This is a genomic window from Micrococcus antarcticus, from assembly GCF_044872765.1.
Classification (GTDB): Bacteria; Actinomycetota; Actinomycetes; order Actinomycetales; family Micrococcaceae; genus Micrococcus.
In genome coordinates this window covers 1,576,716-1,599,218 of the sequence record NZ_CP085253.1, presented here as the reverse complement: position 1 = coordinate 1,599,218, position 22,503 = coordinate 1,576,716, and the positions used below count along the sequence as shown (strand labels likewise).

Below are 22,503 nucleotides of genomic sequence, written 5' to 3'. Positions count from 1 at the left end.
CGCGCCGGGGAGGGCGGGGCCGGGCTGACGGCGCCGACGGCTGTCGGCCGCGTCAGGCTAGGAGCCGTGGGTGACGGCGTCCCGCGTCCCGGGTGACGTGCGGGCGAGCGGTGCGTGTCGTCGTCGTGAACGTGCCCCGCTCAGGCGGTGATGAACTCCCACTGGTGGCCGTCCGGGTCCACGATCTCGCGGGAGTGCATGCCGGAGCCGGCCATCTCGTCGCGCAGGTCCGCGGGGAGCGGGACCTCCTCGGCGCCGGCCTCCACCGCGCGGTCGGCCAGGGCGTCGACGGCGGCGGCGTCGCCCACGGTGAGCGCCATCAGGGCCGCGTTGGTGGTCATGCAGTCGGCGATCTCGCGGTCGCCGATGAAGTCCGTGTAGTAGCCGGGGCTCAGGTACATCGCGTACGTGGACTCGGTGAGCTCGATGCACACGGAGTACTCGTCGGAGTAGTCGTCCATCGCGGTCGCGCCGAGGGACGTCCAGAAGTCGCGGATGCGCTCCACGTCCGTCGTGGGGAGGTTGATGAACACCGGCTGGGAGAACAGGGCCATGACGTGCACCGTAGACCCTCCGCCTCGCCCCTCGCCAACCGGCCGCCCACCGGTCCCCGTCGGCCGGGGCTGCGTGCGCTCCGGTGGCCGCTCGGGTATCCGTCCCCGCGTCCGCCCCCGTTGGTAGCGTGGCCGCCATGAGCCTTCCCCCCGCCCCGCCCGCCGGCTGGCCGCCCTCGGGCTGGCCCGGCCGCCCCGCCCCCGCGGCCCGGACCACCCCCGACTGGACCCCCGGCCGCTTCCACTGGGGCGACCTCGCGGTGGTGCTCGCCTACGGGGCGCTCATGATCCTGGGGCTCGGCCTCTTCGCGGCCATCGCGCTGGACCTCGTCCCGGCCAACCAGGAGGACTTCCAGGTCCTGGACGCCTTCCGGGTGAACCTGCTCAGCTACGCCGTTCTCGTCCTGCTCGTGGTCGCCGTCGCGTGGCGCCCGCTCGTCACCTCGCTGCGCGTGTTCCGCACGGGCACGTGGTGGAAGATCCTGCTGCTGCCGGCCACCTGGTTCGCGTGCATCGTCGTGAATGTGCTGGTCCTCAGCCTGCTCGGCCAGGCCCAGACCAGCGCCAACCAGGCCGCCCTCGAGGAGATGACCACGCAGGCCCCGCCGCTGCTCATGGTCCTGATGACGGTGATCGCCGCCCCGCTCGTGGAGGAGTACCTCTTCCGCCACCTGCTGGTGGGCAAGCTGTCGCGCTACGTGAACGTGTGGGTGTGCGCCGTGGTGTCCATCCTGGCGTTCACGCTGCTGCACTTCCTCGGCACGGGCGGGGACTTCGACCTCGTGGAGACCATCCCGTACGTGACCCTCGCGGTCGCCATCACGGTGTCCTACATCCTCATGGGGAAGTCGTTCGGGTACGCGGTGCTCCTGCACATGACCAACAACGGCATCGCGATCGCCATGCTCTACCTCGTGGCCCCCCTCCTGCCCGAGGTCCCCCAGCCCGTGGCGCCCACCGCGTTCCTGCCGTTCCTCACCGCGCTCGTCGGATGAGGGATTCCCGCGCCCTCGCCCGCCGCATCCTCGCGCTCGCGGTCCCCGCGTTCGGCGCGCTCATCGCGGAGCCGCTGTTCCTCCTCGCGGACACCGCGATCGTCGGACACCTCGGCACGGCGCAGCTCGCGGGTGCGGGCATCGGCACCACCGTCCTGCACACCGCCGCCGGGCTGCTCATCTTCCTCGCCTACGCCACCACACCCGCCGTCGCCCGCCTGGTCGGGGCGGGGGACCTCGCCTCGGCCATGTCCCGCGGCCGCGACGGCGTCGGGCTCGGCCTCCTGCTCGGCGCGGTCCTCGGGGTGCTCGGCTGGGCCGCCGCCCCCGCCCTGACCGGAGCGCTCGGCGCCACAGGCGAGGTGCAGGCCCACGCCGTCGCCTACCTGCGCTGGTCCATGCCCGGACTGCCCGCGCTCCTGGCGGTCCTGGCCGCCACCGGTGTCCTGCGGGGACTGCAGGACACGGTGACCCCGCTCGTCGTCGCCGGGGTGGGGTTCGCCGCGAACATCGGCCTCAACCTCGCCCTCGTCTACGGGGCGGGCATGGGCGTCGCCGGCTCCGCGCTCGGCACCTCGATCGTCCAGTGGGCCATGCTCGCCGCCTACCTCGTGGTGCTCGCGCCCCGCTTCCGGCGAGCCGGCACCGGCTGGCTCCCGACGGCGGCCGGCATGCGGGCCACGGCGCAGGTCGGCTCGTGGCTGCTGCTGCGCACCGCCAGCCTGCGCGCCGCGATCCTGCTGACCGTGGTCGCGGCCACCGGCGCGGGGGAGACCGTGCTCGCCGCGCACCAGCTCGTCTTCACGCTGTTCTCCACGCTCGCGTTCGCCCTCGACGCCCTGGCCATCGCGGCGCAGTCCCTCATCGGCGCGGAGCTCGGCGCCTCCCGTCCCGACGCCGCCCGCCGCCTCACCGCGGTCATGGTCCGCTGGTCGCTGGGCTTCGGCCTGCTCACCGGCGTGGCGCTGGCCGCCGTCGCGCCGTGGCTGCCCTCCCTCTTCACCGCCGACCCCGCGGTCCAGGCCGCCGCGACCGCCGGCCTCTGGGTCCTCGCGATCACGCAGCCGCTCGCCGGGTTCGTGTTCGTCCTGGACGGCGTGCTCATCGGCGCCGGGGACGCGCGCTACCTCGCGCTCGCGGGGCTGGTGAACCTCGCCGTCTACGCCCCCGTGCTGTGGCTCCTGGCCCGCTCCGGACCCCTGCTCTCCGCCCCCGACGCCGGCACGCGGGTCGTGGCGCTGTGGGTCGGCTTCGGCGTCGTGTACCTCGGCATGCGCGCGCTCACCCTGGGCCTGCGCGCCCGGGGCGGCGCGTGGATGAGGCTCGGGACGGGCTGAGCCCCGACAGCGGCACGGTCGCCCGCGCCCCCTCCTCACGCCCCGTCCCCGCGCCCCCGGGACGACCGCGCCTAGACTGATGCGGTGCCTGCCGTGACCACCCCCCTCGAGATCTCCTCCGTGGTGTTCAAGCCGATCCTCGTCCGCGCCGTCGTCGCGCTCGTGTTCGGCCTGTCCACCGTGTTCGTGCCGAACCCCGGCGTCACCTGGATGAAGGTGGCCTTCGCGCTCTACCTGGTGTTCTCCGGCTCCGCGATGTGGGAGTATCTGCGCCGCGAACCCGTGCCCGTGGCCATGCGCTCCCCGCTCTCCCTCGCCGCCGCGGCGTGGATGCTGGGGACCATCGTCATGCTCTTCCTGGGCTCTCCCTCGGCCATCGGCGTCACCGTCGCGGTCGCACTCGTGGCCGGCGGCGCGGCCGAGCTCGTGGCGTGGGCCCGGCACCGCCGGGAGTTCATCCCCGCCCGGGACCAGCTCTGGACGGGCGCCGTGGGCCTGCTCTCCGGTCTGGGCCTCGCGGTCGGCGCCCTTCAGGGGCTCAACCCCCACGGCCAGCTCGGCATCGTGGGCGGCGGCGCCATCATCATCGGCGTCCTCCTGCTCATCTCCGGACTCGGCTTCCACCACGAGGTGCGCCGGGATCGCGGTAGCGCCCGCGGCCTCTGAGCCGGCTCGGCCACCCGGCGTAGACTGAGGGCGGCCCGTCGTCGTGCCCGCGGGGAGGATCCCGCCCGGGCCGACGTCGCCGTCACCCCCGTGCGCCCGCGCGCACGCCACCCGAGCCCGTAGGAGGCGCACCGTGAGCGCACCGTCCCCCCGTCCGTCCCACGACCGCGCCGGCACCGGTGCCGGCCGTCCGGCACGCGGCGGGCTGCGCACCACGGTCAAGGGCCCGCTGATCTTCTCCGCCGTGCTCGGCCTCGTCGGCGGCGTCATCGCCGCCCTCACCGCCTCGGGGGGCACTTCGAACCCGCTGCGCGTGGACATCGGCCTCATCGCCTTCGGCGTGTTCTTCATGACCTCGCTCGTGGTGGTCGCCATGCTGCAGCTCTCCACCCGCGAGAATCCGCCGCGCCTCTCCCATGGCTCCGGCGTGAACCTCTCCTCCGAGGAGACCTTCCGCAAGGCGGCCGCCGAGCGCCGCGCCAAGGCGGCCGCCGAGCGCGCCGCCAAGGAGCGTGGGCCGCAGGGCTGAGCTCGCCGGCTGGAGGACCCCCGCCCGCGCCTCACAAGCCGGACCGCCCCTCAGAAGCCGAACCGCGCCGCCGTCGCCCGCAGCGCGGCGGCCGAGGCCTGCAGCTTCGCGGTCTCGGCCGCGTCCAGTTCGAGCGGGATGACCCGCTCCACCCCCGCCCGCCCGACGACGGCCGGCAGCGAGAGCGCGACGTCGTGCAGCCCGTGGGGGCCGTCGAGCACCGTGGAGACCGGCAGGATGGCGTGCTGGTCCCGCAGGACCGCCTCGAGCAGGCGCGTCGTCGCGACGCCCACCGCGTAGGTGGTGGCGCCCTTGCCCTGGATCACCTCGTAGGCCGCGTTCGTGACGGTGTGGGCGATGGCGTCCAGGTCCGCGAGCGAGAAGAGCGGCGCGGCGGCGTCGGGCCACTCGAGGATGGGCATCGGCCCGATCCGCGCGGAGCTCCACGCCGGGAACTCCGTGTCCCCGTGCTCGCCCAGGATGGACGCGTGCACCGACGACGTGTGCACCCCCGCCCGACCCGCCAGCAGCCAGCGCAGGCGTGAGGTGTCCAGGAGGGTGCCGGAGCCGATCACCCGTCCGGCGGGCAGCCCCGTGATCCGCTGCGCCACGAGGGTGAGGACGTCCACGGGGTTGGTCACCAGCACGATGAGCGCGTCCGGCGCCGCGGCCTGCACCCGGGGGAGCAGGTCGTGCAGGATCGCCACGTTGCGCTCGGCCAGGTCCAGGCGGGTCTGGCCCGGCTTCTGCTTCGCGCCGGCCGTGACCACCACGATCTCCGCCTCCGCCAGCACCGCGGGGTCCGCCCCGCCGGTCATCGCGTCCGCGGAGGTGAAGGGCGTGCCATGGGCGAGGTCGAGGACCTCGGCGCGCACCTTGGGCTCGTCGATGTCGTAGAGCGCGACCTCGCGGGCCACGCCGCGGATCAGGGTGGCGTACGCGATCGCCGTCCCGACGCCGCCGGCTCCCACCACGCCGACCTTGCGGTGGGCGGGGACGCCGGGGTCGCTGACCGCCCACGGGGACGGGGCGGGGGAGGGGGCCGGGTCGCGCTGGTCGCTCATGGGCGCCAGCGTAGGGGCGACCCGCGCCGCGCAGAAGGGGGCCGCGCGCCCCGTCACCGGGAGTTCAGACGGGCGTCAGTCGTCGGACTTCTCCGTGTCCTTCTTCGCCTTCTTGTCCTTCTTGCCCTTCTTGGCGGCCTTCTCGGCCTCCTTGGCCGCCTTCTTCTCCGCCTTCTTGCGGGCCTTCTTCTCGGCCTCCTTGGCCGCCTTCTTCTCGGCCTTGGCGGCGTCCTCGGCCTTGCCCTCCTCGGCCTTGCCCTCCTCGGCCTTCACGGGCTCTTCGACCGGGGCGTCCTCCTTCACGGGCTCCGCCTTCCCGCCCGCCTCGGGCGCTGGGGTCTCCGCCGTCTCCTCGGCCAGGCGCGCGCGGTAGCTGCGCACGTGCGTGCGGTTGGCGCAGTTGGCGGCGTCGCAGAAGCGCTTGGAGCGGTTGCGGCTGGCGTCCACGAGCGCGTTCTCGCAGTCCTCGCCCGCGCACACGCGCAGGCGGGAGAGCTCGCCGTCGACGGCGGCCTCGGCCATCGCGAGGGCGGCCAGCGCGGTGAGGCGCTCGACGGCGTCGGACGGGGTGTCCGCGGGCGCGAAGTCCACGGCCTCCTCCCCGGCCACGAGGCGCAGGGGGCCGACCGTGGCCAGCAGCTCGTTGACGCCCTCGGTGGCGGCGGCCTCGTTCGTGGCGGCCAGCGCCCAGGCGGAGGTGAGGCGCTCGCGCAGGTCCTTCGCGCGCACGACGGCGGCCGCGGCCACGCGCAGGCGGGCGTCGCCCTCCTGCAGGGCCGGGACGAGGTCGGCGAGCTGGGCGCCGGCGGTCAGGCGTTCGGGCTGCTCGGCACCGCCTCGCGGGCCGGGCGCGGTGTTGAGGAACGCGGCGATCGAGGAGAGCAGGGTGAGGGTGCGGGCGGAGAGCATGGGCCAACTGTACGGGGGAGTGCCACGTCACACCGCGTGGCACGCCTCCCCGGCCCGCGCGTCGTCAACTACTGTGACCGCAGGCCCCTCGATCCCAGTGCCGGGGCCGGACCGACCGGGGTGCGAGGGCGCTCCCGGAGCACGCCGACAGGAGCCCCCATGACGCAGAACCCCGAGGCCGCCGAGCGACTGAGCGCCGGCCACGTGATCGTGAAGACCCTGGAGTCGCACGGCGTGAAGCGCGTGTTCACCGTGCCCGGTGAGTCCTACCTCGACGTCCTCGACGGCCTGCACGACTCGGGGATCGAGAACGTGGTGTGCCGCCATGAGGGCGGGGCCACCTACATGGCCGAGGCCGAGGGCAAGATGAACGAGGTGCCCGGCGTCGCCATGGTGACCCGCGGTCCCGGCGCCGCGAACGCCCACGTCGGTCTGCACACCGCGTGGCAGGACTCCACCGCCATGGTGCTGTTCGTGGGCCTCATCCCGTTCGAGCACCGAGACCGCGAGGCCTTCCAGGAGTTCGACCCGCACGCCTGGTTCGGCAGCGGCGCCAAGCGCGTCATGGTCCTGGACCACCCCGAGCGCGCCTCCGAGATCGTGGCCGAGGCGATGTTCGCCGCGTCCTCCGGGCGCCCTGGGCCCGTCGTCGTCGGCCTGCCGGAGGACGTCATCCGCGTCGAGGTCGAGGATCACGTGCACCCGCAGATCCCCGTGGCCCCGGGCGGCATGCCGGTGGAGGACTGGAAGTCCCTGCACGCGGCGCTGAAGGAGTCGAAGAAGCCCCTGTTCATCACCGGCGGCAACGACTTCACGGACGAGGGCGCCCAGCAGCTCACCCAGTGGCTCGAGGACCACAAGATCCCGGCCGCCGCCGAGTGGCGCACCGAGGGCACCGTGCCGTTCTCCTCGCCCTCCTACGTGGGGCCCATCGGCTACGGCCGCCCCAAGCCCACCTACGACCTGCTCGAGGAGACCGACCTCATCGTCTTCGTGGGCACCGTGCCCGGCGACGTCGTGACCAACGGCTTCACGATCCGCCAGAACTGGGACAAGAAGAACTTCCTCGTCACCATCGACCCCTCGCTGCGCGGCCGCTCCGGTCCCGTGTCCCACCAGATCGTCGCGAAGCCGGACGTGTTCGTCCGCGACCTCGTCCGCATGGAGCTCGAGGTCAAGCCGGAGTGGGAGGAGTGGACCGCCCGCATGCGCGGCGAGCAGGAGAAGTTCGCGGCCCTGCCCCCGGCCGAGCCGTCCGAGGGTCAGGCGAGGATGGCCACGCTCATGGCCAACCTGGTGCCGAAGCTGCCGAAGGACTCGATGGTCTCCCTCGGCGCGGGCGAGCACACCAACTGGGCGCACCGGTACTTCCCGACCGAGGGCTACCGGGCCATGATCTCGGCCCGCAACGGCTCCATGGGCTACTCGGTGCCGGGCGCCGTGGCCGCGTCCCTGAACTTCCCGGACCGCACCGTGGTGACCATCGCCGGCGACGGCGAGTTCCTCATGAACGGCCAGGAGCTGGCGACCGCCGCGCAGTACGGCGCCACGCCCCTCGTGGTCGTCATGGACAACCAGGAGTACGGCACCATCCGCACCCACCAGGAGAAGCAGTACCCCGAGCGCATCTCCGGCACGCAGCTGAAGAACCCGGACTTCGCGCAGATGGCGCAGGCGTTCGGCGGGTTCGGCGTGCGCGTGGAGCGGGACGCGGACGTGCCCGCGGCCGTCGAGGCCGCCCTGAAAGCCGTGCAGGAGGAGGGCCGCTTCGCGCTCATCCACCTGATCGTGGAGCAGCGCGTCAAGGCGTACTGAGGCCGGCGGCGCGGCGCGGTCCGCGCCGCCCCTCCGGTCAGGCCGCCGTCGTGGGGACGTCGAAGCGCAGCTTCGGTTCGGGGAAGGGCGCACCGTCGAGGTCCGTCTCGACCCGGTCCCGCAGCACGCCCCCGCACGCGCGGATCGTGGCCACGGAGGCGGTGTTCGTCTCGTCGCACGTGAGCAGGGCGGTGGGCGTCCCGCGCGCGGCCAGCAGCGTCAGGGCGCCGCGCAGCAGGCGCGCGGCGTGCCCCCGCCTCCGGAACGCGGGGCGCACCGCGTAGCCCACGTGTCCGTTGACGTGCCGCAGCGCCTCGTTCAGCTCCCATCGGACGGACACCCGGCCCACCAGCTCGCCCGCCTCGTCCACGCCCACGTAGAAGGAGGCGGGCACCCGGCCGGGTTCGACGTCGCCGCGCGCCTCGGCGGCGAACGCGCGGCGGATCGCGGGGAAGGAGCGGGTGCCGGCCATCAGGAAGTCGAACCCCTCCCGGTGCAGCTCGGCGTCCGCCTCGCGCGCCGCGATCTCGTCCGCGGCGCGCAGCGGGCGCAGCAGGAGGCCGTCCACGGTGACGGTGGGGCTGGGGTCCGGGAGCATGCGCCGAGTGTACGAGGGTGGACGCCGGGCGCGGCCGAGTAAGCCGCCCGCCGCCCCAGCCCTCTTCCCCCCACCCCTGCGCCGTGAGCCAGATGTTTCGGTGGTGATCAGCCCCTGATTGCAGCCGAAACGTCTGGCTCGCGGCGGAGCACGTGGCCCCGCGAGCGACCCAGCCCACGGCACAGCCCCCGGTGCACCCTCCGGGCCGCCGCCCCTGACGCCAGCTGGGGTGACGTGGGTCACGTTGGGGGCTAGGGTGGGGGGACCGACGATCGCCCATCCCCAGGAGGCCGCGATGACCGTGCCGTCCTCGTCGGCGGAGCACGCGCCCGCGCTCGAAGCTCGCCCCGAGCTGCCGGGCGAGACCGTGTCCCGCGTCGCCATGACGCCCGCGGCACTCGAGCTGATCCGCCGACTCCTCCCGATCCATGGCCCGCTCATGTTCCACCAGTCCGGCGGCTGCTGCGACGGCTCCGCGCCCATGTGCTATCCCGCCGGCGACTTCACGACCGGCGCCGCCGACGTCCTGCTGGGCACCTTCGCCCTGCCCGCCGAGGGGGACCAGGCCGCCGGGGAGATCCCGTTCTGGATGTCCGCCGCCCAGTTCGAGTACTGGAAGCACACCCACCTCACCCTGGACGTGGTGGACGGGCGCGGCTCCGGCTTCTCCGTCGAGGCCCCCGAGGGCAAGCGGTTCCTGATCCGTTCGCGGTTGATGGCCGGCTCGGGATGAGCTCGACCCTCGCGACCGGCGCCTACCGACGCGCCGTGGACCGGGCCCACGAGTCCCTCGCCTCGGTCCGCCTGTCGCTCGCGCCGGCGTCGCCCACCGCTCCGACCGGCGCGGACCAGGGCCTGCGCGCCGCCCTCCAGGGGCTGCGCCGGGAGGTCCGCGAGTCCTGGCTGCGCTCCCTCGGCGCCCTCACCCCCGCGGGGTCAGCCCTCGACGCGGGGGCGTCCGCGACCGCCCCCGGGGTGCCCGGCCAGAGCGACCCGGCCACCCTCGCCGACGACGACCTCGCCGCCGCCCGCCGCGAGCAGCGCCTCGCCGTGGCCCTGCCGGTGGTCCGCCGCATGCTCATCCACCCCGCGGCCGAGGCCGGGATGCTCGCCGCGATCGGCAATGCGCGCGGCCACCTGCTGTGGGTCGAGGGCGAACGGACCGCGGTGCGCCACGCCGAGACCATGGGCTTCGTGGCCGGCGCCGACTGGTCCGAGGCGTCCATGGGCACCTCCGCCCCCGGCATCGTCCTCGCGACCGGAGCCCCCACGCAGGTCAGCCGCGGCGAGCACCTGAGCCCGCGCGTGCACCCGTGGAGCTGTTCGGCCGTCCCGCTCACGGACCCGGCCACCGGGCGGCTCGTCGGGGTCCTGGACCTCACGGGCGGCGAGGAAGCCGTCAGCCACCTCGCCCTGCCGCTGCTCCAGGCCACCGTGGACGCCGTGCACGCCGCCTGGCGGGACCTGCCCGCCCCGTCCCGGGGCCGTCCCCGCGGCACCCTCACGACGCCGGGCCCCTCGGCTCCGCCGTCCGCCTCGCCGGGGCCGGGCCCCGCCGCCGCGCCGCACCGCCACGACGCCGCCGCGGGCCTGCTGCGCGTCACCGGCCACCTGCCGCCCACGCTGGACGGGGTCGAGCTCACCCGCCGGCACGCCGAGATCCTCACCCTCCTCGCGTGGCACGGCCCGGGTCTGACCGGCGCCGAGCTCGAGGTCGCGCTGTATCCGGAGGAGACCGCCGGGCACCGGCCCGCGCCGGGCGACGCCCCCGCCCGCGCCATCTCGCTGCGCGCCGAGGTGCATCGACTCCGCCGGGCGCTGCAGGACGTGGGGGCGCCGGTGGCGCTGCTGTCCCGGCCGTACCGGCTCGTGGGGGAGGTGCGCGCGGACCTGCTGTGCGCGCGGGAGGCGCTGCGCGCCGGGGATCTGGACCGTGCGCTGCACGCGGCGGCCGGGCCGGTGCTGCCGCGGTCGGTGTCCCCCGGTGTCGCCTCGATCCGGGTGGAGCTGGGGGAGGCGCTGCGCGAGGCCGTCGCCCAGGACGCGGATGTCGAACAGCTCTGGGCCTACCTGGGCCGCCCCGAGGCCCGCGACGACGTCGAGCTCTGGGGCGCCGCCCTGCGTCTGCTGCCGACGGACTCGCCGCGGCGTGCGCTCGCCGTGGCCACGCTCGAGCGGATCGAGCGGGACCTGGCCTGACCCGGCCCGCCCCTCGCCCGCGCCCGGCTGCAACCTTCGTGCAACCTCCTTGTGACTAGGGTCACAGCCACGGCAAGGCGCCACCCGGCGCCGAGGCAACCGCAGGCAAAGGAGCCAGCACCATGACCGTCTACGCATTCCCGGGCACCGAGGGAGCCAAGGTCGAGTTCAAGTCCCGCTACGAGCACTTCATCGGCGGAGAGTGGACACCCCCGGTCAAGGGCCAGTACTTCGAGAACGTCACGCCCGTGACGGGCAAGGTGTTCTGCGAGGTCGCCCGCGGCACGGCCGAGGACATCGACGCCGCCCTCGACGCCGCCTGGAAGGCCGCCCCGGCCTGGGGCGCCACCTCGGCGGCCGAGCGGGCGCTCGTGCTGCACCGCATCGCGGACCGCATGGAGGAGAACCTCGAGATGCTGGCGGTCGCGGAGACCTGGGACAACGGCAAGGCCGTCCGGGAGACCCTCAACGCGGACGTCCCGCTGGCCATCGACCACTTCCGGTACTTCGCCGGCGCGATCCGCGCGCAGGAGGGCGGCCTGTCCCAGGTGGACGAGGACACCGTCGCCTATCACTTCCACGAGCCGCTCGGCGTGGTCGGCCAGATCATCCCCTGGAACTTCCCGCTGCTGATGGGGGTGTGGAAGCTGGCACCCGCGCTGGCCGCGGGCAACGCCGTCGTGATCAAGCCCGCCGAGCAGACCCCTGCCTCGATCATGGTGTTCATCGAGCTGATCGCGGACCTGCTGCCGCCGGGCGTCGTCAACGTGGTCAACGGCTTCGGCCTCGAGGCCGGCAAGCCGCTCGCGCAGTCGCCGCGCATCCGCAAGATCGCGTTCACGGGCGAGACGACGACGGGCCGGCTGATCATGCAGTACGCCTCGGAGAACATCATCCCGGTGACCCTGGAGCTGGGCGGCAAGTCGCCCAACGTCTTCTTCGAGGACGTCATGGCGGCCGACGACGCCTACTGGGACAAGGCGCAGGAGGGCTTCACCCTGTTCGCGCTGAACCAGGGCGAGGTCTGCACGTGCCCGTCGCGTGCGCTCGTGCAGGAGTCGATCGCGGAGAAGTTCCTCGACGCCGTCGTGGAGCGGACCTCGCGCATCGTGACCGGCAACCCCCTGGACACGGACGTGATGATGGGCGCCCAGGCCTCCAACGACCAGCTCGAGAAGATCACGTCCTACCTGGACATCGGCCGTCAGGAGGGCGCCGAGGTGCTGATCGGCGGCGCCCGCGCCGAGATGGAGGGCGAACTGGCCGGCGGCTACTACGTGCAGCCCACGATCTTCCGCGGGGACAACTCGATGCGCATCTTCCAGGAGGAGATCTTCGGGCCGGTGGTCTCGACGACCACGTTCACCGACTTCGACGACGCCATGCGGATCGCCAACGACACCCTCTACGGCCTCGGCGCCGGCGTGTGGTCCCGGAACGGCAACACCGCCTACCGTGCGGGCCGGGCGATCCAGGCCGGCCGCGTGTGGGTGAACAACTACCACGCCTACCCGGCCCACGCCGCGTTCGGCGGGTACAAGTCCTCCGGCATCGGCCGCGAGAACCACCTGATGATGCTCGACCACTACCAGCAGACCAAGAACCTGCTCGTCTCCTACTCCGAGGACAAGCTCGGGTTCTTCTGAGCCGACGCCGGCACTGCACGCCCCCTCCCCACTCCACGAAAGGTGATCCCCCATGACCACGATGAAGGCAGCCGTCGTCACCCAGTTCGGCACAGAGGCCGACGTCCAGGAGGTCGAGCGCCCGACGCCCGGCCAGCACCAAGCGCTCGTGAAGCTCATCTCCTCGGGCGTCTGTCACACGGACCTGCACGCGATGGAGGGCGACTGGCCGGTGAAGCCGACCCCGCCGTTCATCCCGGGCCACGAGGGCGTGGGCATCGTCGAGGAGGTCGGACCCGACGTCGAGAACCTCAAGGTCGGGGACATGGTCGGCAACGCGTGGCTGGGGGGCGCGTGCGGCCACTGCCAGTACTGCCGCACCGGGTGGGAGACCCTGTGCGAGGAGCAGGTCAACGGCGGCTACTCCATGAACGGATCCTTCGGCGAGTACATGCTCGTGGACGCCCGCTACGCGCCCCTGATCCCCGAGGGTGCGGACCCGATGGAGGTCGGCCCGATCCTGTGCGCCGGCGTCACGGTGTACAAGGGGCTGAAGCAGACCGAGGTGCGGCCCGGGCAGTGGGTCGTAATCTCCGGCATCGGCGGCCTGGGGCACATCGCGGTGCAGTACGCCGTGGCGATGGGCATGCGCGTGGTGGCCGTGGACGTCGCGGACGACAAGCTGGCGCTCGCCTCCCGGCACGGCGCGGAGCTGACCGTGAACGCGAACGTCGCGGACCCCTCCGTGGAGATCCAGGAGAAGATCGGCGGCGCCCACGGCGTGCTCGTCACGGCCGTGCACCCGCAGGCGTTCGGCCAGGCCATCGCGATGACCCGCCGCGGCGGCACCATCGTGTTCAACGGCCTGCCCCCGGGCGACTTCCCCGCGCCGATCTTCGACATCGTCCTCAAGGGCCTGACCATCCGCGGCTCGATCGTGGGCACCCGTCAGGACATGGTCGAGGCGCTCGAGTTCTATGCGGCCGGGAAGATCCACCCGACGTTCCACACCCGCCCGCTCACCGAGATCAACGACGTGTTCGAGGAGATGCGCCACGGCAAGATCGAGGGCCGCGTCGTCATCGACTACGCGATGCAGGACTGACGTGTCGCCTGGGCGTCGGCTGGGCGCGGGGTAGTGTCGACACATCACACGCACCAGTGCGACGGCGGTCGTCCCGCCCGGAGACCCGGGCCGGGGCGGCCGCCGTCGTCGTCGCGGGGACGGGGCGGGCCGCGGCGATTCCGGTGCGCGAGCCTCAGCGGGCCGCGGCCGGGACGACGCCGTCGCGCAGCCACTCCAGCGTGGCCGGCCAGAAGGTCGGCGCGAACCGCGCGTGGAACAGTCCGAAGTGCCCGATCTCCGCGACACCGAGCTCCTCCGGCCGCACCCGCCAGCGCACCGTCCGCCGACCCGGCGAGTAGGCGTCCGCGCGGTCGAGGGCGGCGTCGGTGCCGAAGTCGTCGTCCACGGGCGCCACGATCAGCGCGTCCGCCGTGAACGCGGCCAGACGACGGCGCAGCTCGTCCCGGCCGGCGGCGGTGCGGGCGCTCGCGGTGAAGTCGCGGCGACTGCGCGCCCAGTCCAGGGCGACCCCGCGCGGCAGGTCCTCGAGCCAGCCGAGCCGCCGCCCCGGGAAGTGACCGCGGGCCAGCGTGATCGCCGGCATCGCCGCGTGCCACCGCGCCCACATCCGCGCCCTCCCCGGCCGCGCCCGGTAGTCCCGCCAGTGGGCGTGCTGCCCGCCGACGGCCACGTGCCGGGCCACGTGACGCGCCTCCTCCGCGAGCCCGATGCCGAACCCGCCGTAGCTGTGGCCCACCGTCAGGAGGGGGCCGGGCAGGTGCGTCCGGGCCCAGCCGAGCACGGCGTCCGTGTCGAGGGCGCCCCAGTCCGCCCACCGCGCCCGCCGGGCCACGGCGAACGGCTCGCGGGACTCCCCGACACCCCGGTAGTCGAACGTGACCGCGTGGAACCCGTGGCCGGCGAGGAACTCGGCGTAGCGCCGGTAGTACGTGGCCTTCACCCCGGTCGCCGAGGCGATCACCACCGCGCCGGCGGGCCGGGCCGGGGGCGTCGTCGTGGGGGCGAAGTGGCGGGCCGCGAGCACGAAGCCGTCGCGGGCGCGGAGGCGCACGGGGGTGGAGGTGGTCTGCGTCACGCCGCCACCCTAGGCGCGGGGGCGGCGCGACCTGCGACACAATGGGCCCATGACTGAGACCCCCCAGAGCTCGCCCGGCCAGAGCCGGGACGAGATCCTCGCCCGCCTCGAGGAGATCTACGCGAACGACCCCGCGGTGCGCGAGCACGGCGTCACCCTCGGCGAGGTGGCCGAGGGCCGCGTGGTGCTGCACCGCGACGTCACTGCGGACATGGTGAACTCCCACGAGATCTGCCACGGCGGCTTCCTGTTCCACCTCGCGGACTCGGCGCTGGCGTACTGCGTGGCGACCTTCGGCGCCGCTCCCGTCACCCGGCGCGCGGAGATCACCTACGTGGCGCCGGCCCGCCTGGGCGCGCGGCTCACCGCCACCGCCCGACAGTCCGTCGAGTTCGGCCGGGACCGCATGATCGAGGTCCGCATCGAGGCGGACGGCCAGCTCGTCGCCTGGTTCACCGGCCACTCCACGAGCCCGAGGCCGCGCGCATGAGCGCCGCGACGCCGTCGGGGCCGGTCCGCGAGATGGTCGAGCTGCACGTGGCCGAGGGTGCCGAGGAGGCATTCGAGACCGCCGTCGCCGAGGCCGCCGCGCTGTTCCGGGACAGGGACGCCACGTCCTTCGAGCTGGTCCGACAGGTGGAGGACCCCCTGTGCTACCGGCTGATCATCGGGTGGCGCCGCCTCGAGGACCACACCGTGGGCTTCCGCGAGTCGGACGCGTTCCCGGCCTGGCGTGCCCTCGTCACACCGCACCTGGCGGAGCCGCCGGCGGCCACGCACTGGACGACGGCGCACGGCGCCTTCTGAGCACCCCCCCCTTCGACGACGACGGGGCCCCTCAGAGGTGGCGGGCCGCCAGCCGCGTGAGGCTGGCCTGGATGCCGCGGGCGTTGTCCTTGGTGAGCCGCAGCGTCTCGAGCGCCTTCCCCACGGCGGGGCGCGTCCAGGAGTAGTCGAAGATCTCGGTGACCTCCGTGGTGCCGTCCCCGTTGTCCAGGAACTCCCAGCGCCAGCGGTGCCCGCCCGGGTGCGCCCACTCGATCAGGCGGTCCGGCTCGGAGGCCGTGGTGGTCAGCGTCATCCGGTACGGCACCCCGTACTTCTTCATGGCGGCGGTGAACCGGTCGCCCACGGCCAGCCGGTGCGGCCCGTTGACCTTCGGCTTCACGGTCCCCGAACCGTCCACCTCGTGGTGCCGGTGCGGGTCGGCCAGCGCAGCCCACAGCTCCTCGGCGGGGGCGTCCACGGTGAGCCGGTAGGCCACCTGGCGCTCGCCGACCTCGACGCGCGTGGGCCACGCCGCCTGCGCCGCGGCACGGGGCAGGGCGGCGGACGACGACGGTGCGCCCGGCTCGCTCTGTTCGGACGGGGAGGTCGCGGGGGTCTCGGGGCTCGCGGAGGGGGTCGGCTCGGTGCTCATGCGGCCAGTCTAGGAACCCCTGGGAACCGGCCGGAGTCCTGGCCCCGGCGGCGCGGCGGGCCTAGTGTTGCTCCATGAGCACCTGGGGAATCCACGTCTTCGAGAACGACGCCGCGCAGGAGCTGGTGGACGAGGTCCTGGACGGGACCTTCCGGCTCGACGAGTACCGCGGCACCTTCCGCTCGGAGGAGGATGAGGACTTCATCCCCGCGGACCCCGGCGCCCGGCTCCTCGCCATGGGTGCGATCCTGCGGGTGGCGGACGACTCCGAGGCCCCCGCGGCAGCCGCCCTCGAGGAGATCGCCGGCACGGACGAGCTGGACCTCTCCACCTTCCGGGCCCAGTTCTCCGACGAGGACGTCCTGACCCTGCACGAGCTGATCGGCGTCGTGCTGCGCGAGCCGGCCTCCTCCGAGCTGTTCGAGCGCTGGGAGGAGTCCGGCGAGCACGAGGAGTGGCTCGCGGTCTCCCGCGCGGCCGCCGTCCCGAACTGAGCCGGTGCTCAGCGCCCGTAGCGCGTGAGCCGCAGGGAGTTCAGCACCACGAGCACGCTCGAGGCCGCCATCGCGCCGCCGGCGATCATCGGGTTCAGCAGGCCCAATGCCGCAATCGGGATGCCGAGCACGTTGTACGCGAACGCCCAGAACAGGTTCATCCGGATGATGGCGAGAGTCCTCCGGCTCAGCTCGAGCGCCTGCACCACCTGGTCCAGGTCGTCGCCGAGCACGGTGATCTGCGCGGCCTCGCGGGCCACGTCCGTCCCCGAGCCCATCGCGATCCCCATGTCCGCGGCGGCGAGCGCGGGGGCGTCGTTGACGCCGTCGCCCACCATGGCGACCACGCGGCCCTCGGCCTGCAGGCGGCGGACCACGTCCACCTTGTCCTCGGGGCGGACGCCGGCCACCACGTCCTCGGGTGCGATCCCGACGGCGGCGCCCACCTGGGCGGCCACCGCGGCGTTGTCACCGGTCACCAGCAGCGGGCGCAGGCCCAGGTCCTTGAGCCGGGCGATCGCGGCCGCGGAGGAGGGCTTCACGGTGTCCGTCACGGAGACGATCCCGGCGAGCCGGCCGTCCACGGCCACCCACACGGCGGTGGCGCCGGCGGACTCGGCGGCCGCGAAGGCCTCCGCGTGCTCGGCGGGGATCGGGCCGCCGAGGGCGTCGTCGACCACGGATCCACGTCCCACGGCCACGCGGCGGCCCTCGACCACGCCGGTCACGCCGCCGCCCGGGGTGGAGGCGAAGTCCTGCACGGCGGCGAGATCGAGGCCGCGCTCGCGGGCGCCGTCGACGATCGCACGGGCGATCGGGTGCTCGGAGCCGGTCTCCACGGCCGCGGCGAGCGCGAGGACGCGGTCCTCGGCCGGGTGCGCGGCGGCGCCGGGGGCTCCCGTCCCGCGCACGGAGGCGTCTGGAGAGGCTTCCGCTTCGCCCACGGAGACGGGGCGGACGGCGGCCAGGCGCATGCGGCCCTCGGTCACGGTGCCGGTCTTGTCCAGCACGAGGGTGTCCACCGTGCGGGTGTCCTCGAGGACTTCGGGGCCGCGGATGAGGATGCCCAGCTGGGAGGCGCGGCCGGTGCCGGCCAGCAGTCCAACGGGGGTGGCGAGGCCGAGCGCGCACGGGCACGCGATCACCAGCACGGCGACGCCGGCACGCAGGGCGGGGGCCACGTCGCCGCCGGTGACGAGCAGCCACACGGCGAACGTGAGCACGGCCAGCGCCAGGACGACGGGCACGAACACGGCCGAGATGCGGTCCGCCAGGCGGGCGACGCGGGCCTTGCCGGTCTGTGCGTCCGAGACGAGGCGGCCCATCTGGGCGAGCGTCGTGTCCGCGCCGGTGCGGGTGACGCGTGCGATCAGGCGGCCGGAGGTGTTCAGGGTGGCGCCCGTGACCTCGTCCCCGGGGCCGACCTCCACGGGCACGGACTCGCCGGTGAGCAGGGAGGCGTCCACGGCGGAGGTGCCCTCGAGCACCACCGCGTCGGAGGGGACCTTCTCGCCCGGGCGGACCACGACGACGTCGCCGGGGTTTACCTGCTCTGCAGGGACCACGCGCTCGGCGAGGCGGGCGCCGGAGGGGCCGTCGCCGGCGTCGGCGCTGTCCCAGCCGGGGAGCAGGGTGGCCTGGGCCGCGCCGAGGTCCAGGAGGGCGCGCAGGGCGGCGCCGGCCTCCCGCTTGGCGCGGGCCTCGAGCCAGCGGCCCAGCAGCAGGAAGGTGGTGATGACCGCCGCGGTCTCGAAGTAGAGGCTGTGGTGCATCATCGCTGCCATGCCGCCGCCCACGTGGGCGGTCATGCCCGGGTCGAGCAGCAGCTCGATCGCGGAGTAGCCCCACGAGACGAGCACGCCCACGGACACGAGGGTGTCCATGGTGGAGCTGCCGTGGCGGCCCGCGCGGACGGCGGCGGAGTGGAACGGCCAGGCCGCCCAGAACACCACCGGCGCGGAGAGTGCGAGCGCCGCCCAGCCCCAGTGCGGGAACTGCAGCGCCGGGACCATGGAGATCAGCAGGACGGGCAGGCTCAGCAGGGCCGCCCCGATCAGCCGTGGGCGCAGCACGTCCTCCCGCGGGCCGTGCTCCAGGTGGTTCACGTGGTCGTGGTCCGCGTGGCCGGGGCGATCGCCGCGAGCGGCGTGGTGGCCGGTGCTGGAACCCGCGGGGCCTCCGGCGTGCCCCGCGTCCTCCATGGCGCCGGCGTCCGCGGTCGGCTCCGCGCCCGGGGTGGGGGCCGTGGTGACGGCGGGCCGCGCGTGCGGGTCCTCGCGCACCCGCGCCGTGTATCCGGCCTTCTCGACGGCGGCGATCAGCTCGGCGTCGCTCACGCCCTCGGGCGCGGTGACGGTGGCCCGCTCGAGGGGCAGGTTCACCGAGGCCTCGACGCCGTCGATCTTCCCGAGCTTGCGCTCCACCCGGCCGACGCACGAGGCGCACGTCATGCCGGAGACGTCGAGGTCCACGCGGCGCCCGCCGGTGCTGAGCACATCGGCGGCGGCCTGCGCGGGAGTGCGGGTGCGATTCTCCGTCACGGGTCAGCCCTCCACGATCTGGTAGCCGGCCTCCTCGACGGCGGCGCGCACGGCGGCGGGGTCGAGGTCGGACTCGGAAGTCACGGTGGCGGTGGACGCGCCGCCCTTGACGAGGTCCACGTCCACGGCGGTCACGCCGGGGAGCTCGGCGAGCTCCTCCGTCACGGACGCGACGCAGTGGCCGCAGGTCATGCCGGTGATCTTCAGGTCGGTGGTGGTCATGGGGTGCTCCTTCGGGTGGGCGGTTCCGGTGGTTCCGGTGGTTCCGGTGGTGTCTGAGGTCTGGGCGGTGAGGGCGCGGACGGCGATGCGCGTCAGCGCAGCAGCCGCCCGATGGCGGCCGTGGCCTCCGCGACCTTCTCGTCGATGAGGTCGGTGCGCCCCTGCGCCTCCGCCTGCACGGCGGCCTCCGCCACGCAGTGGCGCAGGTGCTCCGAGGTGAGGTTGAGGCTCAGGGCCTGCAGGGCCTTGGTGACGGCGGCGACCTGCGTGAGGACGTCGATGCAGTACACGTCCTCCTCCACCATGCGGTGGATGCCGCGGACCTGCCCCTCGATGCGGCGCAGCCGCTTCAGGTGCGCGTCCCTGTCACGGTGGACGGCGTGGGGCGGCTCGGGGCCCTCGCACGGGTCGACGGCGTGGCACGCGGAGGTGCCGGCGGATTCGCTGTTCACCCCTGGACCATATACCCCCTGTGGGTATGCCGTCCATGGGCCGATCCCGCCGCGCGCGGTGTGTCCTTGCGCGGCGTCGCCGTGGCCGCGCGACCCCGTCGCGCCTCCGTGCCGGCTCGTGCGACGGCAACGGCCGCCCGGCGAGCGGCCGGGCGGCCGTGGGGGAGGGCAGGGGCGACGCTCAGGCGGCGGCCCGCTCCTCCAGGTCGGCGATCAGCTCGCGCACCTGGAGGTCGAGGGCGTCGCGCACGCTCCGCACCTGCTCGATTCCGAGGCCGCGGATGGAGGGGACGGGCCAGCGGCGGACCTCCGCGCCCGCGGGGATCTCGAACGGGTCCGCACCGTCGAAGAGCACCACCAGCTCGGTCGTCCGCAGGACGTCCTCGTCCAGCCCCTTGGGGTAGGCGTGGTGCAGGGGGATGCCCGCCTCGGTCATGGCGTCCAGCGCGGTGGGGATGATCTCGCCCGCGGGGGAGGTGCCGGCGGAGCGGGCCTTCACCGCGCCGGCGGAGCGGTTCTCCAGCAGGGCCGCGGCCATCTGCGAGCGGCCGGCGTTGCCGTGGCACACGAAGAGCACGCGGGGGTGGCGCGACTCGATGCTGCCCTGCGCGATCGCCATGGCGCGCAGCCGGTCGGCCGCGTGGCGCACCGAGGTGGTCGCGAGCATCTCCGGGTGACGGCTCGTGGCGGACAGCGTGGCGTAGGACTCGGCCAGCACGGTGCGCGCCGTCGCCACGTCGCCCACCTCCGGGTACCGCGCGTGCAGGCGCACGGCCTCGCGCTCCAGCACGCGGGCGGGCATCCCGTGCGGCGCCGCCTCCGAGGGCTGGTCGGCGACGGCGTCGAGCGGGGCGCCGTCCTCGGGGGCGCGGGGAGCGGCGTCGGGATCCGGGGGGATGGGGCACATGGGAAGGACCTCGGGTGGGCGGGCGTTCGAGGTGAACGCGGGGCTAACGAACCCCTCCACGCTAGTGCATCGCGTCTGCGAGGAGGCGGCGGTGCGGCCGGGCGGGGCCGTTCGCGACGGCCCGGCCGTGGGAGAGAATGGACGCCATGTGTGCCCGATCCGCCCTCCCGGACGTCGGCCCGGCCGTGGCCGGCGTGCTCGACGCCGCCGCCTCGCCGTTCGCAGACGCGGTGGTCTGGGCGCAGGGGGACGTCGCATGGCGCGGCACCGGCGGGTGGACGGTGCTCCTGACGGGGCGGGATCGGCTGCGCCGGCTCTCCGCGCTGTGGCAGGCCGCCGTCGCGGGACGGCCGGACCCCGCGGCGCCCGTGCGCGGCTGGATCTCCTCGACCTTCGCCGACGACTCCGCCGAGCCCGCCGTCCTCCGCGTGCCCGAGCGGCTCGCCCGGGCGGATGCGGACGGGGTGCGCGGCATCGAGCAGCACGCGGACGGCGCGGCGCTCGCCGCGGCCGCCGCCGCCGATCCGGACGCGCGCCTGCTGACAGGCGAGGATTTCCCCCTGCCCGCGGACACCGCGGAGCACGCGTGGGACGACGTCGGCTACGCCGCCGGGGTGCGGGAGGTCCTGGAACGCCTGGCGCGCCACGGGGACGGGGCCGGGCGGGAGCCGCTCGAGAAGGTCGTCATCAGCCGCACGTTGACGGTGCCGGCCGAGGACGCAGACCTGTGGCGCGCGGTCGAGGCGCTGCGGGCGGACTACCCGCAGACGTGGGTGTTCGCCGTCGGCGGGCTCGTGGGGGCCACCCCGGAGATCCTCGCGACGCGCCACGCGGGCGAGGTCTCCTCGCGCGTGCTGGCCGGCTCCCTGCCGCGGGGTGCGACGGCGGCCGAGGACGCCGCGCTGCGGGCCCGCCTCGCCGCGGACGAGCGCCTCGGCCATGAGCACCGCTGGGCTGCTCGATCGGTGGTGGACGCCCTCGCACCGGTGGTGGAGCTGGAGGACGCGGATCCGGCGCCCACCGTGCTGACCCTGCCCAACGTGCACCACCTGGCCACGGCCGTGCGCGGGCGGCTTCGGGACGGGGGCGGCACCGTCCTGGACGTCGTGGCGGCCCTGCACCCGACGGCGGCGGTCGGCGGCACGCCGCGAGAGGCGGCCGTGCGGCTGATCGCCGAGGTCGAGCCCGTGGACCGCGGCCGCTACGCCGGGCCCGTGGGGTGGATGGACGAGACCGGCGACGGCGTGATCGCGCTCGCCCTGCGCTGCGGCCAGCAGGTGTCCGGCGGGATCCGGCTGCACGCCGGCGGCGGCATGGTGCCCGGGGCGGTGCCCGAGGAGGAGGTCGTGGAGGTCGGCGTGAAGCTCCAGCCGATGCGGCGGGCGCTCGGGCTCCGCTGACCCCGGGGCGGCTCAGGCGGCCTGGGCGACCCCGGGGGCCGCGGCATGCGCGGCCTCGCGCAGGCGGCGGCCGGCCTCGTGCTCGGCGAGGGCCGGCAGGAACGTGGTCAGGCGGGCCTCGGCCTTGAGGTCGGCGACGACCGCGCGGACGGTGGCGCGCACGGCGTCGGCGGGGACCTCGTCCGCGAAGCGCTGGGCGAGCTTGTTCTCGACGCGGGCCAGCACGTGGCGCTGCATCAGGGGGCTGGGGGCGGTGGGCAGGTGGTGGTCGGTGTTCGGGGTGGTCATGGGGATGACTCCTCTCTGAGCCGGGCGTGACACTCGGCGGCTGATGCGGGGCGGGCCCCGCCGGATGGATCGATGTGTCCCACCCTTCCAAAGTGAACGAAAGGTGAACAACTTGTTAACCAGCCTACTCGGGCGGCGGGATTTGGCAAGTCTTCGCCGGTGGTCCGGAGCGTCCGTCGAACCCTCGCAAGGTCCCTCCAAGGTCCAGACGATGCCGGAATCGTGCGGATCCGGGCGATGGGTCCCTGGTCGGCGAGACCTCGGGCGCAAGGTAAACGAAAGGTGAACGCAGCCATGGTGCCCCTGTCCTGGCCGGCGGGGCGCGGT

Annotated in this window: 24 protein-coding genes; 13 read left to right on the top strand and 11 right to left on the bottom strand. The window is 74.3% G+C overall.

Features of this window, described 5'->3' with window-relative positions; translation table 11 throughout:
* Positions 1-140: 140 nt before the first annotated feature.
* Complete coding sequence (locus tag LG274_RS07475; RefSeq protein ID WP_248115733.1) at positions 141-554, bottom strand: VOC family protein; 414 nt, start codon at positions 552-554, stop codon at positions 141-143.
* Between the two features lie 137 nt (positions 555-691).
* On the opposite strand from LG274_RS07475, the gene LG274_RS07470 reads away from it, so the two are divergent.
* From LG274_RS07470 to LG274_RS07455, 4 genes are all read left to right on the top strand, one after another.
* Complete coding sequence (locus LG274_RS07470; protein WP_298985900.1) at positions 692-1,549, top strand: CPBP family intramembrane glutamic endopeptidase; 858 nt, start codon at positions 692-694, stop codon at positions 1,547-1,549.
* On the top strand, positions 1,546-2,886 hold the full coding sequence (locus LG274_RS07465) for an MATE family efflux transporter (protein WP_404463694.1): 1,341 nt from the start codon (positions 1,546-1,548) through the stop codon (positions 2,884-2,886). The genes LG274_RS07470 and LG274_RS07465 overlap by 4 nt, the downstream gene beginning before the upstream one ends.
* 84 nt (positions 2,887-2,970) lie before the next feature.
* Complete coding sequence (locus LG274_RS07460) at positions 2,971-3,552, top strand: hypothetical protein (protein WP_248115730.1); 582 nt, start codon at positions 2,971-2,973, stop codon at positions 3,550-3,552.
* 133 nt (positions 3,553-3,685) lie between these two features.
* Entirely contained in the window at positions 3,686-4,081 is a 396-nt protein-coding gene (locus LG274_RS07455; protein ID WP_248115729.1) for a hypothetical protein, read from the top strand.
* Positions 4,082-4,131: 50 nt separating this feature from the next.
* Here the strand turns inward: LG274_RS07455 and LG274_RS07450 are convergent, their stop codons facing one another.
* Both LG274_RS07450 and LG274_RS07445 read right to left on the bottom strand, forming a co-directional pair.
* Positions 4,132-5,145, bottom strand: a complete 1,014-nt coding sequence (locus LG274_RS07450; RefSeq protein ID WP_248115728.1) for an L-lactate dehydrogenase — start codon at positions 5,143-5,145, stop codon at positions 4,132-4,134.
* Positions 5,146-5,220: 75 nt separating this feature from the next.
* On the bottom strand, positions 5,221-6,054 hold the full coding sequence (locus tag LG274_RS07445) for a CGNR zinc finger domain-containing protein (protein WP_319075927.1): 834 nt from the start codon (positions 6,052-6,054) through the stop codon (positions 5,221-5,223).
* A gap of 159 nt (positions 6,055-6,213) precedes the next feature.
* Between LG274_RS07445 and LG274_RS07440 the strand changes: the two genes are divergently transcribed.
* Positions 6,214-7,869 carry a thiamine pyrophosphate-dependent enzyme gene (locus tag LG274_RS07440; protein WP_404463690.1) on the top strand — a complete coding sequence of 552 codons (1,656 nt, stop codon included), beginning with the start codon at positions 6,214-6,216 and terminating at the stop codon, positions 7,867-7,869.
* A gap of 37 nt (positions 7,870-7,906) precedes the next feature.
* On the opposite strand, the gene LG274_RS07435 is transcribed toward LG274_RS07440, so the two are convergent.
* Positions 7,907-8,467: a GNAT family N-acetyltransferase gene (locus LG274_RS07435; protein WP_404463688.1), complete on the bottom strand. Its 561-nt coding sequence runs from the start codon at positions 8,465-8,467 to the stop codon at positions 7,907-7,909.
* A 295-nt stretch (positions 8,468-8,762) separates the two neighbouring features.
* Here LG274_RS07435 and LG274_RS07430 point away from each other — a divergent pair, with 295 nt between their 5' ends.
* The 4 genes from LG274_RS07430 to adhP all read left to right on the top strand — a co-directional run bounded on the left by LG274_RS07430 (position 8,763) and on the right by adhP (position 13,396).
* Entirely contained in the window at positions 8,763-9,200 is a 438-nt protein-coding gene (locus LG274_RS07430) for a DUF779 domain-containing protein (RefSeq protein ID WP_336265240.1), read from the top strand.
* Complete coding sequence (locus tag LG274_RS07425; protein WP_404463686.1) at positions 9,197-10,666, top strand: GAF domain-containing protein; 1,470 nt, start codon at positions 9,197-9,199, stop codon at positions 10,664-10,666. The genes LG274_RS07430 and LG274_RS07425 overlap by 4 nt, the downstream gene beginning before the upstream one ends.
* A gap of 122 nt (positions 10,667-10,788) precedes the next feature.
* Positions 10,789-12,312 (top strand): aldehyde dehydrogenase family protein, encoded by a 1,524-nt coding sequence (locus LG274_RS07420; RefSeq protein WP_404463684.1) that lies wholly within the window; start codon positions 10,789-10,791, stop codon positions 12,310-12,312.
* Positions 12,313-12,364: 52 nt separating this feature from the next.
* Complete coding sequence (gene adhP, locus LG274_RS07415) at positions 12,365-13,396, top strand: alcohol dehydrogenase AdhP (protein WP_404463682.1); 1,032 nt, start codon at positions 12,365-12,367, stop codon at positions 13,394-13,396.
* A 154-nt stretch (positions 13,397-13,550) separates the two neighbouring features.
* Here adhP and LG274_RS07410 read toward each other — a convergent pair whose 3' ends face one another.
* Positions 13,551-14,453: an alpha/beta fold hydrolase gene (locus LG274_RS07410; protein ID WP_404463680.1), complete on the bottom strand. Its 903-nt coding sequence runs from the start codon at positions 14,451-14,453 to the stop codon at positions 13,551-13,553.
* 49 nt (positions 14,454-14,502) lie between these two features.
* On the opposite strand from LG274_RS07410, the gene LG274_RS07405 reads away from it, so the two are divergent.
* Together LG274_RS07405 and LG274_RS07400 are read left to right on the top strand one after the other, a co-directional pair.
* Entirely contained in the window at positions 14,503-14,943 is a 441-nt protein-coding gene (locus tag LG274_RS07405; RefSeq protein ID WP_248115723.1) for a hotdog fold thioesterase, read from the top strand.
* Positions 14,940-15,260 (top strand): putative quinol monooxygenase, encoded by a 321-nt coding sequence (locus LG274_RS07400; protein ID WP_248115722.1) that lies wholly within the window; start codon positions 14,940-14,942, stop codon positions 15,258-15,260. Before LG274_RS07405 ends, LG274_RS07400 begins: the two co-directional genes overlap by 4 nt.
* Before the next feature lie 31 nt (positions 15,261-15,291).
* On the opposite strand, the gene LG274_RS07395 is transcribed toward LG274_RS07400, so the two are convergent.
* Positions 15,292-15,873 (bottom strand): SRPBCC family protein, encoded by a 582-nt coding sequence (locus LG274_RS07395; protein WP_404463679.1) that lies wholly within the window; start codon positions 15,871-15,873, stop codon positions 15,292-15,294.
* Between the two features lie 74 nt (positions 15,874-15,947).
* On the opposite strand from LG274_RS07395, the gene LG274_RS07390 reads away from it, so the two are divergent.
* On the top strand, positions 15,948-16,367 hold the full coding sequence (locus LG274_RS07390) for a DUF4259 domain-containing protein (protein ID WP_248115720.1): 420 nt from the start codon (positions 15,948-15,950) through the stop codon (positions 16,365-16,367).
* Positions 16,368-16,375: 8 nt separating this feature from the next.
* Here the strand turns inward: LG274_RS07390 and LG274_RS07385 are convergent, their stop codons facing one another.
* The 4 genes from LG274_RS07385 to LG274_RS07370 all read right to left on the bottom strand — a co-directional run bounded on the left by LG274_RS07385 (position 16,376) and on the right by LG274_RS07370 (position 20,488).
* Positions 16,376-18,907 (bottom strand): heavy metal translocating P-type ATPase, encoded by a 2,532-nt coding sequence (locus tag LG274_RS07385; RefSeq protein WP_404463677.1) that lies wholly within the window; start codon positions 18,905-18,907, stop codon positions 16,376-16,378.
* Positions 18,908-18,910: 3 nt separating this feature from the next.
* A complete protein-coding gene (locus tag LG274_RS07380; protein WP_404463675.1) occupies positions 18,911-19,129 on the bottom strand; it encodes a heavy-metal-associated domain-containing protein in 219 nt (72 codons plus the stop codon).
* A 92-nt stretch (positions 19,130-19,221) separates the two neighbouring features.
* On the bottom strand, positions 19,222-19,581 hold the full coding sequence (locus LG274_RS07375; protein WP_248115718.1) for a metal-sensitive transcriptional regulator: 360 nt from the start codon (positions 19,579-19,581) through the stop codon (positions 19,222-19,224).
* Between the two features lie 181 nt (positions 19,582-19,762).
* Positions 19,763-20,488, bottom strand: a complete 726-nt coding sequence (locus LG274_RS07370) for a low molecular weight phosphatase family protein (RefSeq protein WP_404463672.1) — start codon at positions 20,486-20,488, stop codon at positions 19,763-19,765.
* A 146-nt stretch (positions 20,489-20,634) separates the two neighbouring features.
* Between LG274_RS07370 and LG274_RS07365 the strand changes: the two genes are divergently transcribed.
* Positions 20,635-21,888 carry an isochorismate synthase MenF gene (locus LG274_RS07365; protein ID WP_404463670.1) on the top strand — a complete coding sequence of 418 codons (1,254 nt, stop codon included), beginning with the start codon at positions 20,635-20,637 and terminating at the stop codon, positions 21,886-21,888.
* A 12-nt stretch (positions 21,889-21,900) separates the two neighbouring features.
* On the opposite strand, the gene LG274_RS07360 is transcribed toward LG274_RS07365, so the two are convergent.
* Complete coding sequence (locus LG274_RS07360) at positions 21,901-22,176, bottom strand: three-helix bundle dimerization domain-containing protein (RefSeq protein ID WP_366371540.1); 276 nt, start codon at positions 22,174-22,176, stop codon at positions 21,901-21,903.
* Positions 22,177-22,503 lie beyond the last annotated feature (327 nt).